Source organism: Rubellimicrobium sp. CFH 75288 (assembly GCF_009904055.1).
Lineage (GTDB): Bacteria > Pseudomonadota > Alphaproteobacteria > Rhodobacterales > Rhodobacteraceae > Rubellimicrobium.
Genome location: NZ_WYDP01000024.1, coordinates 1 through 13,969 on the forward strand (window position 1 = coordinate 1; position 13,969 = coordinate 13,969).

At 75.4% G+C, this 13,969-nt stretch carries 9 protein-coding genes; 4 read left to right on the plus strand and 5 right to left on the minus strand.

Annotation, left to right across the window (positions count from 1 at the left end; translation table 11 throughout):
* The 3 genes from GT358_RS14790 to GT358_RS14800 all read left to right on the plus strand — a co-directional run.
* A partial coding sequence (locus tag GT358_RS14790) for a MupA/Atu3671 family FMN-dependent luciferase-like monooxygenase (protein WP_166583412.1) occupies positions 1-3,508 on the plus strand: 3,508 nt, incomplete at its 5' end.
* A complete protein-coding gene (locus GT358_RS14795) occupies positions 3,505-4,176 on the plus strand; it encodes a phosphopantetheinyl transferase (protein WP_166583413.1) in 672 nt (223 codons plus the stop codon). The genes GT358_RS14790 and GT358_RS14795, both read left to right, overlap by 4 nt.
* Positions 4,177-4,180: 4 nt before the next feature.
* Complete coding sequence (locus GT358_RS14800; RefSeq protein WP_166583414.1) at positions 4,181-5,494, plus strand: chain-length determining protein; 1,314 nt, start codon at positions 4,181-4,183, stop codon at positions 5,492-5,494.
* Positions 5,495-5,498: 4 nt separating this feature from the next.
* On the opposite strand, the gene GT358_RS14805 is transcribed toward GT358_RS14800, so the two are convergent.
* The 4 genes from GT358_RS14805 to GT358_RS14820 all read right to left on the minus strand — a co-directional run bounded on the left by GT358_RS14805 (position 5,499) and on the right by GT358_RS14820 (position 10,972).
* Entirely contained in the window at positions 5,499-6,419 is a 921-nt protein-coding gene (locus GT358_RS14805) for a CpsD/CapB family tyrosine-protein kinase (RefSeq protein ID WP_166583415.1), read from the minus strand.
* 106 nt (positions 6,420-6,525) lie between these two features.
* Positions 6,526-8,655 carry an NAD-dependent epimerase/dehydratase family protein gene (locus GT358_RS14810; protein WP_166583416.1) on the minus strand — a complete coding sequence of 710 codons (2,130 nt, stop codon included), beginning with the start codon at positions 8,653-8,655 and terminating at the stop codon, positions 6,526-6,528.
* Positions 8,652-9,629, minus strand: a complete 978-nt coding sequence (locus tag GT358_RS14815; RefSeq protein ID WP_166583417.1) for a glycosyltransferase family 2 protein — start codon at positions 9,627-9,629, stop codon at positions 8,652-8,654. Before GT358_RS14815 ends, GT358_RS14810 begins: the two co-directional genes overlap by 4 nt.
* Positions 9,626-10,972, minus strand: a complete 1,347-nt coding sequence (locus GT358_RS14820) for a glycosyltransferase family 4 protein (RefSeq protein WP_166583418.1) — start codon at positions 10,970-10,972, stop codon at positions 9,626-9,628. The genes GT358_RS14815 and GT358_RS14820 overlap by 4 nt, the downstream gene beginning before the upstream one ends.
* A gap of 135 nt (positions 10,973-11,107) precedes the next feature.
* Here GT358_RS14820 and GT358_RS14825 point away from each other — a divergent pair, with 135 nt between their 5' ends.
* Complete coding sequence (locus GT358_RS14825; RefSeq protein ID WP_166583419.1) at positions 11,108-11,872, plus strand: WecB/TagA/CpsF family glycosyltransferase; 765 nt, start codon at positions 11,108-11,110, stop codon at positions 11,870-11,872.
* On the opposite strand, the gene GT358_RS14830 is transcribed toward GT358_RS14825, so the two are convergent.
* Positions 11,859-13,889, minus strand: a complete 2,031-nt coding sequence (locus tag GT358_RS14830; RefSeq protein WP_166583420.1) for an NADH:flavin oxidoreductase — start codon at positions 13,887-13,889, stop codon at positions 11,859-11,861. The genes GT358_RS14825 and GT358_RS14830 overlap by 14 nt on opposite strands.
* Between the last annotated feature and the right edge of the window lie 80 nt (positions 13,890-13,969).

Consider the following 13,969-nt stretch of genomic DNA (forward strand, 5'->3'; position numbering starts at 1 on the left):
CGCGCTCGCCCGCGCGCTGGCGGGGGGCGGCGCGGTGGACCTCGCGCTCGGGACCGGGGCGGACGGGGTGCAGGCGGCCTGGACGCCGCTGCGCCTCGACGGCGACACGCCCGCCGCGCTCGCCCGCGCCCTCTCCGAGGGCCGCGAGGAGGCGCGCCGCCACGGCCCCATGGCGGCCGACCTGCCCCACCGCCTCGGCCGGCCCGCGCCCGCCGTGCCGGCCCTCGCCCTGGGCCCCGTCCCCGTGCCCGGCGCCGCCCTGACGCTGGCCGAGGGGCCGGACGGGGCAGTTCTCCACGGCGATCCCGCGCAGCTGTCGCCCGAGGGCTTCGCGGTGCTCGCCGACCGGCTCGAGCATCTCCTCGCAGGTCTCGCAGGCCTTGCCCCCGATGCCTCCCTCGACGCGCTCGACCCTGTGCCACCGTCCGAGCGCGCGCTGATTGACCAGGCCAACGCGACCGATGGCCCCTTCGACCCCACCCCGCTGCCCGCCCGCTTCGCGGCCCAGGCCGCCGCCACGCCCGACGCGCCCGCGCTCTCGTTCCGCGACCGGACGCTCTCGTTCCGCGACCTTGCCCTGCGCGTCGAGGCGCTGGCCGCGGCCCTGCGCGCGCTCGGCGCCGGCCCCGGCGAGCGGGTGGGCCTCCATCTCGGCCGCACGCCCGACCTCGTGGCCGGCGCACTCGCCGCCATGCGCACCGGGGCGGCCTACCTGCCGCTCGACCCGGCCTATCCCCCCGACCGCACCGCCCTCTGCCTCGCGGATTCGGAGGCGGGGATCGTGCTCACTCACTCCGCCCTCGCCCCCCGCCTGCCCGCGCACGGGGCACGCCTGCTGCTCGCCGACACGGTGCCCGACGCCGCGCCCGAGGCTCCCGCGCCGGAGGCGCCGCTCGACCCCGATGCGCCCGCCTATCTCATCTACACCTCCGGCTCGACCGGCCGGCCCAAGGGGGTGGTCGTCACCCACCGCAACCTTGCCAACTTCCTCGCCGGGATGGATGCGGCGCTGGGCCCGCCGGGGCCGTGGCTCGCCGTCACCTCGCTCAGCTTCGACATCTCGATCCTCGAGCTGTTCTGGACCCTCTCGCGCGGGGCCCATGTCGTGCTCCAGGGCGACGAGGAGCGCGCGCAGGTCGCAGGCGACGCCCCCGCGGGGCGGCCCAGGATGGACGTCTCGCTCTATTACTGGGGCAACGACGACGGCGAGGGGCGCGACAAGTACCGCCTCCTGCTGGAGGGGGCGCGCTTCGCCGACGCCCACGGCTTCAGGGCCGTCTGGACGCCCGAGCGGCATTTCCACGCCTTCGGCGGCCCCTATCCCAACCCCTCCGTCACCGGCGCCGCCGTGGCGGCCGTCACGCGGCAGATCGACGTGCGCGCGGGCTCCTGCGTGGCCCCCCTCCACCACCCGATCCGCATCGCCGAGGAATGGGCGGTCGTGGACAACCTGACGGGCGGGCGCGCGGGCCTCGCCATCGCCTCGGGCTGGATGCCCGAGGATTTCGTCCTGCGCCCCGAGGCCGCGCCCCCCCGCAACAAGGCCGCCATGATCGAGGCGATCGGGACGCTGCGCCGCCTCTGGGCGGGCGAGGCGGTCGAGTTCGCGGGCCCCCTCGGGCCGCAGCGGATCGTCACCCAGCCCCGGCCCGTGTCCCGCCGCCTGCCCCTCTGGGTCACCACCGCCGGCAATCCCGAGACCTGGCGCGAGGCGGGGCGCCTCGGGGCCAACGTGCTCACCCACCTGCTCGGCCAGACCATCGAGGAGGTGCGGGGCAAGATCGCCCTCTACCACGAGGCCCTGCGCGAGGCCGGCCACGACCCGGCCGACCACGCCGTGACGCTGATGCTCCACACCTTCCTCGCCCCCACGCGCGAGGCCGCCCGGGAGATCGCGCGCGAGCCGATGAAGAACTATCTCCGCTCGGCCGCGGGCCTCATCAAGAACTACGCCTGGGCCTTTCCCGCCTTCAGGAAGCCCGGGGGCGCGGCCCAGCCCGCCGACATCGACCTGCGCTCGCTCTCGGCCGAGGAGATGGACGCCATCCTCGACTTCGCCTTCGAGCGCTATTTCGAGGAATCGGGCCTGTTCGGCACGGTGGAGGACGCGCTTGCCCGCGCCGAGGAGGTGCGCGCCGCCGGCGTGACCGAGATCGCCTGCCTGATCGACTACGGCATCCCCGCCGACACGGTCCTCGAGGGGCTGAGGCCGCTTGCGGAGGTCGTCGCGGCCCTGCGCGGCCCGGCCGAGGGCGACTTCTCCATCGCCGCCCAGATCGCGCGGCACGGCGTCACGCATCTGCAATGCACGCCGTCCATGGCGCGGATGCTGCTCGCCCACGACGACAGCCGCGCCGCGCTGGGCCGCCTGCGCCACCTTCTCGTGGGCGGCGAGGCGCTGCCCGCCCCCCTCGCGCGCGAGCTGCGCGGCCTCGTGCCGCGCGTGACCAGCATGTACGGCCCGACCGAGACCACGATCTGGTCCTCCACCCAAGAGGTGACGGGCGAGGAGACGGGGACGGTCGGCCTCGGCCGGCCCATCCTCAACACCGCGCTCCACGTCCTGTCCGACAGCCTCGAGCCCCTGCCGATCGGCGCGGAGGGAGAGCTGTGGATCGGCGGCGAGGGGGTCGCGCAGGGCTACTGGCGCCGCCCCGACCTGACGGCCGAGCGCTTCCGCCCCGACCCGTTCCGCCCCGGCGGGCGGCTCTACCGCACGGGCGACCTCGCCCGGCGCGAGGCGGACGGGATCGCCTTTCTCGGCCGCGCCGACGGCCAGGTGAAGCTGCGCGGCTTCCGCATCGAGACGGGCGAGATCGAATCCGCCCTCGAGGGCCTCCCGGGCGTGCGGCAGGCGGGCGTCGTGCTGCGCGAGGACGTGCCCGGCAACCCGCAGCTCGTGGCCTATGTGGTGGCCGAGCCCTTCGACGAGGGGGCTCTGCGCGAGGCGCTGGCCCGCCGCCTGCCCGCCCACATGGTGCCCGCGCGCATCGTCCGGCTCGAGGCGATGCCGCTCACGCCCAACCGCAAGCTCGACCGCCGCGCGCTGCCCGCGCCGCCCGCCCGCGCCGCGGCCGCCGCCGGGCCTGCCGGGGCCACCGCCCCGGCGGCCGCGCCTCCGCCGCCTGCCGGACCCGCCGCCGGGCGCCCGGCGGTCGAGCCGAGCCTGCCCGCACTGGCCGCGATCTGGTCGCGGCTTCTGGGGGTGGAGGCGCCGGGTCCCGAAGCCCACTTCTTCGACCTCGGGGGCCATTCGCTGCTCGCGGTGCAGGCGCATCGCGACATCCGCGCCACCCTGGGCGTGACGGGCCTTGCGGTGACCGACATCTTCCGCTTCCCGCGCCTGGGCGACCTCGCCCAGCGGGTCGACGGGCTGCGCGCCCCCCCGGGTCCGGCAACCGGCGCCGCGGCTTCGCCCGAGGCGGCGCCGGATACGGCCGGCATGCCGCGCGACGACGCGATGGCCCGCCGCCGCGCCCTGCGGGCCCGCCGGATGGAGGGCGCATGACCGCCCTCCTGCGCCACCCCCTCGCTCGTCTGGCCGAGGCCCTTCTGCCTCCCGGGGCGGCCGTGGCCGGCGGTCCCGTCGCCGCCTGGACCGGCCCCATCCCCCCCGAGGAGGAACAGACCGTGGTGCGGGCCGTGCCGCGCCGCCGCGCCGAGTTCGCGGCCGGCCGCCGCGCCGCCCGCGCCGCCCTGGCCCGTCTGGGCCTGCCCTGCGGCCCCTTGCCGGTCCGTCCCGACGGTCCCCCGCTCTGGCCGTCCGGCGCGACCGGCACGATCACCCATGGCGGCGACCATGTCCTGGCTGCCGTGGCGCCCGCGGCCGCGTCCGGGGGCCTTGGCCTCGACCTCGAGCCCCTCGTGCCCTTGGACGCCGATCTCGCCCCCTCGATCCGGCGCCCCGACGAGGAGGGCGACCTCCTGGCCCTCTTTTCCGCCAAGGAGGCGGCCGGCAAGGCCCAGTTCGCCCGCACCCGCTGCCGGCTCGACCTGCTCGGGCTGCACATCCGCTGGAAGGGGGACGGTGCCTTTGTCGCCGAGGCGGCCGGGCCCGCCCCGCCTGCCCTGCACGGATTGCGGATCGAAGGCCGGCAGGTGCGATGGGCCGGGCTGATCCTGTCCGCCGCGGCCCTGCCGCCCCGCCCGTCCTGTCCCCCCATGCTCCCGGAGTAGCGCCATGGGACCGATCACCTCCCTTGCCGACTTGCGCGCGGCGCTGCGGCGTCAGGCCTGGCTGATCCTCCTGGTCCTCGCCATCGGCCTGCCTGCGGCCTACGCCTTCGCCCTGTCCAGGCCGCGCCTCTACGAAGCCTTCGCCGTCATCCAGATCGAGACGCCCGAAGTGGCCGAAACCGTCACGGGCGCGGCCGCGATCCCCCCCGCGACGGCCAACAGCCAGCTGGACCTGATCCAGCAGGGCATCATGGCCCGCGGCACGATCGAGGCGCTGGTCGGGCGGCTGAACCTCTTTCCCGAGGCCGAGACGATGACCGAGCGCGTGGCGCTCACGCGCGAGGCCATCTCGATCACCAAGATCGTGGACCCTGCCCAGGCCTGGCGGCCCGACATCCAGCCCACGGGCCTGTCCATCGCCGTGCGGCTGTCCGATCCGGTCCAGGCGGCCGATCTGGCCAATGCGATCCTCGACGGTCTGGTGGAGGAGGCCAGCGCCCGGGCGCGCGAGCGCGCGCAGAGCACGCTCGACTTCCTGCTCGCCGAGGAGGCGCGGGTGGAGGAGCGCATCGCCGGTCTCGAGGCCGAGATCGCGGACTTCCGGGCCACGCACCTGGCCTCGCTTCCCGAAGGGATCACCAGCCAGCGCGAACGCCTTGCGCGGCTGGCCGAGGAGCGCATCGCGCTTGATCGCGAGGCCCTCGAGTTCGAGACCAACATCGCGCGCCTACGCCCCGACGAGGTCGAGCGCCAGCGGGCCCGGCTGGCCGAGGAACGCGCCCTGCTCGATGCGGCCCGCGACGAGACCGAAGCCGCGATCGCCGCCGCACCGGCCGTGGAGCGCGAACTGGGGGCCCTGACGCGCCGGCTGGGCAGCCTCGAGGCGGAGCTGCGCGTCATCACCGAGCGGCGGACCGAGGCCGCCATGGCCCAGACCCTCGAGGCCCGGGCCCAGACGGCGCGCTTCACCGTTCTCGAGACGGCCCAGCCGCCGGAATTCCCGGTCTCGGCGGACCGGCGCAAGATCGCGCTGGCCGGCGGGGTGGCGGTGGGGTTGCTCGCCCTCGGGCTGGCCCTGCTGCGCGAGGTCCTGACCCCGGCAATCCGCAACAAGGAGCAGATGCGCCGCGCGCTGGGCATCGAGCCGGTCGTGGTCATCCCGCGCCTGACGAGCCAGGGCACGCGGCTGCGCCGGCAGGTCACGGCGGCCGCCCTGTTCGTGGCCGTGGCCGCGGGCACCGCCGCGGTCGCGCGGCTGGGCATCCAGGGCGTCCAGGCCGCCTTCGACTGGCTGCCGCGGGCCGCGGGAGCGGGCTAGGGGATCAGTACTTGTAGTCGCGCACGCCCTCGCCCTCGGCGCGGTTGAGCACGACCCCCAGGATCGGCAGGTCGTCCCCCAGCCGATGCGCCGTCTCCTTGAGGTCGCGAGGCGTGGTCATCCCGCCCGCCGCCACGAGGATCACGCAGTCGAGAAGGGGTCGGAGGGCGATCACGTCGTCTTGGGCGAGGACGGGGGGCAGGTCGCAGAGCAGGATGTCGGGCGCCAGCGCCCGCTCCAGCCGGGCCAGCGCCTCGGCCGTGCGGCGGTCGTGGAACAGCTCGGCGGCAAAACCCTCGGGCCGGCCGTTCAGCCCCAGCGCCAGCGAGGGGCCGATCTGCAGCGGATTCGGGGCGACGCGCAGCAGATGCGCCTCGGGGGCGACGAGGCCGCGGAGCATGTCCCCGATCGCGCCGGGATCGCTCACGCCAAGCCGGCGCGCCAGGACCGGCAGACGCAGGTCGAGATCCAGCAGCACCGTCCGGTGGCTCTCGTAGCGCGACAGGGTCACGGCGAGGTTGAGCGCCGTGAACGACTTGCCGCAGCCCGCCGTGGGCGAGGTGATCCCGACCCGCCGCCAGCCGCGTTCTCGCAGCGCAGCCACCGTCTTGGTCCGCAGCACGTCGAAGGCGGCATGGGCCGGGTCCTTGCGATGCGCCGTGACGATCAGGTTGCGCTCGAGGCGGCGGGGGTCGGGCTCGTAGGGGCGAAGCCGGTCCCAGGCGGACGCAGGCTCGCCGGCCGGGCCAGGTCCGCCTTCCGGCAGGGGCGGGGCAGGAGGGGACAGGGCCGAGGGATCGGGCCCGCGCGCCTCCTCCAGCGCGCTGCGGAGCGTCTGGCGATCCGGCCCGGCCTCCTGCGGCGCCGCAGGGACCGTCCGGCGCGGCGGCCGGTCCCGATGGCGCGGTCTGGTCGGTTCGGGCATCGCAGGGGCCTCCGGGGCCTCCAGGCGGACAGGGCGTGGCATGGTGTGCATCATATGGGGCAATCCGGCGGAATTGCGCCCGCCCTGCGCCCGCCGAGGGGCGGGGTCAGGCGCCGAAGAGGTTGGCCCTGTCGATCGCCCGGTGCAGGAAGGTCTCGCGGTCGGCCTCGGGCCGCCAGCCGAGCCAGGCCTTGGGCCGGGTGTTGAGGAACCGCGCCAGATGGGCGCGGGAGCGCCAGTCGGCGAGCGAGGCGATCTCGACGGTCCGGCGGCGCAGCAGGCCCGCCTTGAGCAGGGCCTTGGCGGCGCCCGCGGCCCAGAAGACCCAGGGCGAGCCGGGCGCAACCCGGATCCGCCCGCCCGTCCGTCGCGCGATCTCCTCGAACCAGTCGCGCGCGGAGAGCATCGGCTCGCCCACGAGGTTGAAGGACCGCCCCGGCGCCTCGGGATGGCGGGTCATCAGGATCAGCCCCTCGGCCACGTCATCCACGAGCACGAAGGGCAGGATGGTGTCGCCGCTGTTCCACAGCCGCACGGCGCCCGCCCCGTGCCAGCGTCCCAGTCCCCAGTGCTGGAGCGGCCCCTCGGGCCCGACGACGATGCCGGGCCGCGCGATCGCGAGAGCCAGCCCCGTCTCCGCGGCCAGCGCAAGCAGCCGCGCCTCGCCCTCGGCCTTGGCCCGGGCATAAAGGTTGCGCCCCCGCATCGGGCCGAAGGGGGTGTCCTCCGTGATCGTCGCGCGCGGGTCCGACAGGTCGTAGGAGGCGATGGTGCCCGTATGGACGAGGCGGCCCGTGCCGGCGCGGTGGGCCGCGCGCCCGATGCGCAGCGTGGTTGCGACCTCTCCGGCGAGAGCCGCCTCCCAGGTCGTCTCGGTCGAGCGGGCGAGGTTGACCACCGCGTCCATGCCGTCGAGGGCGCGCACCAGCGCCTCCTCGTCCGAGAGGGAGGCGGACACGACCTCGACCTGCGGCAGGTCGGCAAAGGGGCCGGCACGGCCGCGGCTGAGCACGCGCACCCTTTCGCCCCTCGCTGCCAAGGCGCGGACAAGGGCGCGGCCGATGAAGCCCGTGCCGCCGATCACGGCGATGCGGGGGGGCGGTGCAGACACGCCGCGGGGCGGGCGGGGCGCGGGGGCGGCCGGCAGGCGCTCCGCAGCCGCCTCGATCGCCGCGCAGACGGCGACGGCGGCGGCAGCCCCGAACCGCCGGTCGGGCTGTCCGGTGCGCAGGCCCCCGTAGAAGGCCCGCAGCGTCTCGCGGAAGCTCAGCGCATAGGGCGAGCGGCGGTTGAGGGAGACGACCTCGCGCGCGGCGAGGCGCAGCGAGGCCCCTGCCTCCTGGGTGGCCAGCGACAGCCCCCGCCGGAGCGGGTTGACGATCAGATCCGAGGCGTTGTCCCGCGACAGCACCAGACGGTCGCGCCCGTAATCGAGCCGCACGAGCCCCGCCGTTCCGCGCAGCGCGAGCGCGCGCTCCTCGTGGGTCTGGGCGAGGGAGAGCGCGATCGTGACCTCCACATGCCCGGCGCGTGCAAGAAGCCGGATGGATTGCGGCCGGGGTCCCGCACCGGGCACGAGGATCGTCTGTCCCGTCTCGACATGGAGCAGATCGAGCGGCCCGAACAGGTCCACGGCCAGACCCACGGGGTGCGGCCCGATCTCCCACAGGAGGTTGGCCGTCTCGCGCAGAGGCCAGAGACCGAAGGGGCCAGACTGGAGGGGGGCGAAGGGCAGCGCCCAGTCCACGCGGAGATCGAGCGGACGGCCGATCGCGCCCCGGTCCAGATGCGCGCGCAGCGCCGTCCAGCCGGGCAGGCCGAGGAAGTTGTGCGACACCCCGACCTGCCGCCCGGCGGCCGCTGCCGCCTCGGCCAGCCGCCGCGCGCCTGCGGCCGACAGCGCAAAGGGCTTCTCGACCAGCACGTGCAGACCGAGGCCCAGAGCCTCGAGCGCCAGGGCCTCGTGGGTGGAAGGCGGCGTGAGCACGTGAACGGCGTCGCAGGCCGCCGAGAGGTCCGCCAGGGATTCGAAGGCCGGCACTCCGCGCCCGTCCGCGAGGCGGGCCGCCGCGTCCGGGTCCGCGTCGTGCACCCCGGCGAGGACAGCCCCCGGCACCCGGCGCAGCGCCTCCGCATGCCAGTCGGCGATGTAGCCCGCCCCCACGAATCCCACGCGGATCGGCCCCTTGCCGAAGGGAGGGGCGGACGGATCGGCCGGAAGGGGGGAGAGGATCATTTGTACTCGATCAGGCGGGGGCCGGTGCGACGAAGCCGGCGGAGGTGGAACAGGGCCATACCCCAGAGTTCGGGCCATTTTGCCAGAAGGATGAGGCCCGCCTGCGGCAGCGCCTCGGACCAGGGCAGGCCGCGCGCCCGGCGGATGCCGCGGGCGGTGCGCCACAGGTTCAGCGCATAGGCCCCGAGGACGAGCAGCGCCGGGATCGCGGAACCGGCCCCGAGCCCCCCCATCGCCGCGAGCGGCAGGACGAGTCCATAGACCACGGCGCGCCATCTCTGGCCGCGGAAGTGACCGGGCCAGCGCCGGCCGACCTCGGCGAAGCCGTGCCCCGCCCGCACGGCCCGTCTCCACCAGGCATCCAGCCGGCTCATCTGGGCGTCGTGACGCGTCATGATCCGGGGCAGGCGGCGCAGGCGCAGGCCGGTCCGGGCGGCCAGGCGCAGGCAGAACTCGTCGTCCTCGGCCGCGATGATCGTCGGATCGAAGCCGCCGGCCCGGCGGAACGCCTCGGCGCGCACCATCATGTCGCCGCCGCAGGCGACGATCTCGCCGGGGGGTCCGCGCCACTCCGTTTCCGCCAGCGCATGGAACAGGTTGCGGCGCGGCTCCTGCTCGGTCCGCCAGCCGGTCACGAGCCCGAGCGACGGGTCCGCGCGCAGGGCGGCGGCGGCGGCGGCGATCCAGCCGGGCTCCACGATGCAGTCGCCGTCCACGAACTGCACGACATCGGGAAGCCCCCCGGCCTCGAGCGCCGCAAAGCCCGCATTGCGGCCGCGCGCGGCCGTGAAGGGCAGGGCAGGGTCCAGCTCGACCACCTCCACGCCCTCGGCCCGCGCCCGTACGGGGCTGCCGTCGCCGGAGCCCGAATCCACATAGACGATGCGCCCGACCTGCGGGCGCAGCGAGCGGAGGCAGCGGACCAGCCGCTCTCCCTCGTTGCGCCCGACGACGACCGCTCCCACTTCCGTCATGCGCCGGTCTCTCCCGGCAGGAGCGGGCGGCGCGCAGGCCGCTCCCCGCCTTGCCGCGCCCATGACACCAGACGGGCGAGCCGTGCCGCCTCGCGGCGTGCATCGAACCCGGTCAGGACCCGCTCCCGCCCCCGCCGACCCATGGCGGCCGCGCGCGCCGGGTCCGCGGCCAGCGACAGGATCGCCTCGGCCAGCGCCTCCTCCTCACCCGGGGGCACCAGCAGACCCGTGGCGCCGTCCTCGACCAGCTCGGCCACACCGGCGATCCGCGTGGCGATCACGGGGCGCGCGGCGGCCATCGCCTCCATCAGGACGACGGGCACCCCCTCGGCAAAGCTCGGCAGGACCAGCAGGGCGGCGCGGGCCAGCTCGGCCGCGATCTCCCCTTGGTCGCGCCAGCCCAAGAATTCGACCGCGGAGCCGAGACCCAGCCGCGCCGCCTGCGCCTCGGCCGACGCGCGGCCGGGCCCGTCGCCCACGACCGCGAGGCGCAGCGAGGGTCGCCGGACCCGCGCAAGGGCAAAGCCGTCGAGCAGGACCGGCACCCCCTTCTGGGGCGCGAGACGGCCCACGAACAGCAGCCGGTCGGGATCGGGCCGCGCCCGCGCCGCCAAAAGGTAGCGGTCCGGCTCCACGCCGCAGCGCACGATGTGCAGCTTCGGCCAATGGGCCGGGTCGCTGACCAGCATCGCCTGCGACCGGGCGAAGGCGCTGATGCAGGCCACGAACGAGGCGCCCGCCACGCTGCGGTCGAGGCGGAAGCGGCGCGCCTCGGACAGGTCGTCGGGGCCGTGGAGCGTGAAGCTCCAGGTGATGCCGGCCAGCGGCGCGGCAAGGCGGGCCACGACGCAGGAGGCCATGGCGAAGTGGTTGTGCAGGTGCACCGCCCCGATCGCCCGCAACGCCTGCGCGAGCACGACCGCCTCGTGGAAGTAGATCAGGCCGTAGAGCCGCCCGCGCAGCCCCGGCGCCGCGTCGCGCCACCCTGCGACCAGCGCGCGCAGCCACAGGCCGGGGCTGCGCATCAGCGCCGTCCCGTGCGCGCGCAGGGCCGTGCCGGGCCGGGCGGCAAGCGGCAGCACGGCCGTGATGCGCGCGCCCTCGGCCAGAAGGGCGGCGTCGGTCGCCTCGGGGGCGGGGGGTCGGATGGTGAAGGCGCGCAGGTCCAGACCCATCCCGCGCAGCGCGTCGGCCTCGCGCTGGATGAAGGTCTGCGAGGCGCGCACCCAATCCCCGGTCAGCCAGGCCACGGGCCCGCCCGGGTCGCAGGCGAGATCGGGCCCCCGCCCTTCCAGAGCGGGGCCTTCCGCCTCGGCAGGCAGGACGGCAGGCTTTCCGGTCATGGGCCTTCCCCCACTCGCTCGGCGCCGCTGCTTCGCACGAAAGCGCGGCAACACCAAGGCCGGGGCGGGACAGGGTGCGCATGGACAGGGACACCCCATCAGGGCAGGCTGCCCGCGGCAGGGACGGAGGACAGGGTGGAGTTCCGCATCGCGGACAGCACGATCCGGGTCAACGTGTCCGATCGCGACGCGGCCCTGGCGGCGATCGAGGCGCGTCTGCGCGCCGGACGGGGTTTCGCGCTTGCGACCCTCAATCTCGACCATCTCGTGAAGCTGCGCGAGGATGCCCGCTTCCGCGCCGCCTATGGCGTGCACGACTTCGTGTCCGCGGACGGGCGGCCGGTCCAGTGGCTCGGGCGGCTGGCGGGGCGGCCCGTGCCGCTCGTGACCGGCTCCGACCTCGTCCGGCCGCTCCTCGCCGTGGCGGCGCGGGCGAATGCACCCGTGGGTCTTGTCGGCGGCCGCGAGGCGACGATGGTCCTCGCGGCGGAGCGTCTCCGGGCCGAGATCCCGGATCTCGACGTGCGGCTCTGCCTTGCTCCGTCCATGGGTTTCGATCCCGAGGGAGAGGAGGCGCGGGCGGTGCTCGACCGGCTGGAGGGGGCGGGGGTGCGGCTTGCGCTGCTCGCGCTCGGCGCACCGCGGCAGGAGAGGCTCGCGGCCCTGGGGCGGGCGCGCTGGCCGGGGATGGGCTTTGTCTCGATCGGCGCGGGTCTCGACTTCGTGGCCGGCGCGCAGCGGCGTGCCCCGGTCTGGATGCGGCGGGCGGCGCTCGAATGGCTCTGGCGGCTCGGCGGGCAGCCGGGCCGTCTTGCGGGGCGCTACCTGCGCTGCGCGCTGATCCTGCCGGGCGAGGCCCTGCGCGCCGCGCGCCTGCGGGGAGAGGCTAGACGTCCTTGAGCAGGCGCAGCGCGTCGTGGATGGCGGCGTGGATGTTGCGCGCGGCCACCGCGTCGCCGATCCTCCAAAGGGTGAAGGTGCCGTCATGGCGCCCCTCGGGTTGGGGACGTCCCTCGGCCAGCGCGTCGTGGTCCACGGCCCCGCGGTTGCGCGACAGGGGCTTGAGCGCGAAGTAGATCTCGTCAAGCGGGCGGGTGCCGGCATTGGCCACGACGGCATCCACCCGCCGTTCGGTCCTGTGGTCGGAGTAATCCGTCCCCACCGTCGCCACGAGGCCGTTGCCCTCGCGCCGCAGCGCCAGCAGCCGCTCGGCCACGGTCAGCCGCACGCCGAGCGGCTGCATCGCGCGCAGGTAGGGGGTGAGGTTCATCCCCATCACCTCGGGCGCAAAGCTGCGGTCGGGGGTCATCACCTCCACCTGCGCGCCCGCCTCGGCCAGGGCTTGGGCCGCCTGCAGGCCGGCATGGTCCCCGGCCTCGTCCCAGACGAGCACCCGCCCCTCGGGTTGGGCATCGCCCGACAGCACGTCCCAGGCGCTCAGCGCGAGATCCGCGCCCGGAAAGCGCCCCGGATCGGGCAGCCCGCCGGTGGCAACCACCACCACATCGGGGTCGAGCGCCAGCACATCCTCCGCCTCGGCCCAGTGGTTCCAGCGGAAGGCCACGTCATGGGCCGCGCAGCGCGCCATGCGCCAGTCGATGATCCCCATCATCTCCCGCCGCCGGGCGGTGCGGGAGAGCAGGCGCACCTGCCCGCCCGGCTCGGACGCGGCCTCAAGCACGGAAACGGCGTGCCCCCGCTCGGCCGCCACCCGCGCGGCTTCGAGCCCGCCGGGACCGGCGCCCACCACCACGACGCGCCGCGACCGCGCGGCGGGCGACAGGACGTGCGGCAGGGCGAGTTCGCGCCCCGTGGCGGCGTTGTGGATGCAGAGCGCCTCGCCCCCTTGATAGATCCGGTCGAGGCAATAGGTGGCACCCACGCAGGGCCTGATCTCGTCCTCGCGTCCCTCGGCGACCTTGCGCAGGATGTGCGGGTCGGCCATGTGCGCCCGCGTCATCCCCACGAGGTCCAGAAGCCCCGCGGCGATCGCATGGCGCGCGGTGGCCACGTCGGGAATCCGCGCGGCATGGAGCGTGGGCAGGTCCAGTTCGGCCCGCACGCGGCCCGCGAAGTCGAGATGGGGCGCCGACGGCATCCCCCCGAGCGGGATGACCCGCGTCAGCGCCGGGTCCGTGTGGATGCGTCCCCGGATGACGTTGAGGAAGTCCACGAGCCCCTCGTCGCGCAGGCCCCGCACGAAGGCCAGCGCCTCCTCCGGGGTGGTGCCGCCCTCCGTCTCCTCGTCGGCGGTGAAGCGCAGGCCGAGCAGGAAGTCCGGTCCCACCCGCGCCCGCACCGCGCGCAGCACCTCGGCGGCAAAGCGGCCCCGGTTCTCGAGGCTGCCGCCCCAGGGCGCGTCGAGCGCGTTGGTCAGGGGCGACAGGAACTGGTCCATCAGGTGGCCGTAGCACTCGAACTCCACGCCATCGAGGCCCGCCGCCTGCATCCGCTGGGCCGCGTCGGCGAAGTCCGCGATGATGCGGTCGATCTCCCAGTCCTCGATGATCTTGGGGCTGGCGCGGTGGGCGGGCTCGCGCTCGGGCCCCGGGGCCAGGACGGGCAGCCAGTCGCCCCTGTCCCAGCGCGTCCGTCGCCCGAGATGCGTGAGCTGGATCATCACGGCCGCCCCGTGCGCATGGCAGGCCTCGGCCAGACGTGCCATCCACGGCACCACCTCGTCCTTCCAGGCCAGCACGTTGCCGAAGGCGGGCGGCGAGGAGCGCGAGACCGAGGCGCTGCCCGCCGTCATCACCATCGCCACGCCGCCCTTCGCGCGCTCCTCGTGATAGGCGCAGTAGCGGTCCTTGGGCATCCCGTCCTCGGTATAGGCGGGCTCATGGCTCGTGGTGACGACCCGGTTCCTGAGCCGCAGGTGCCGCAGGTCGAAGGGCTGGAGCAGGGGATCGGCGCGCATGGCGGACTCCGGCGGGCTGGGGCGCGGCCGGCAGCCTAGCCGCGCCGGGGCCGGGCGCCAATGTCCGGGCGCGACATCCG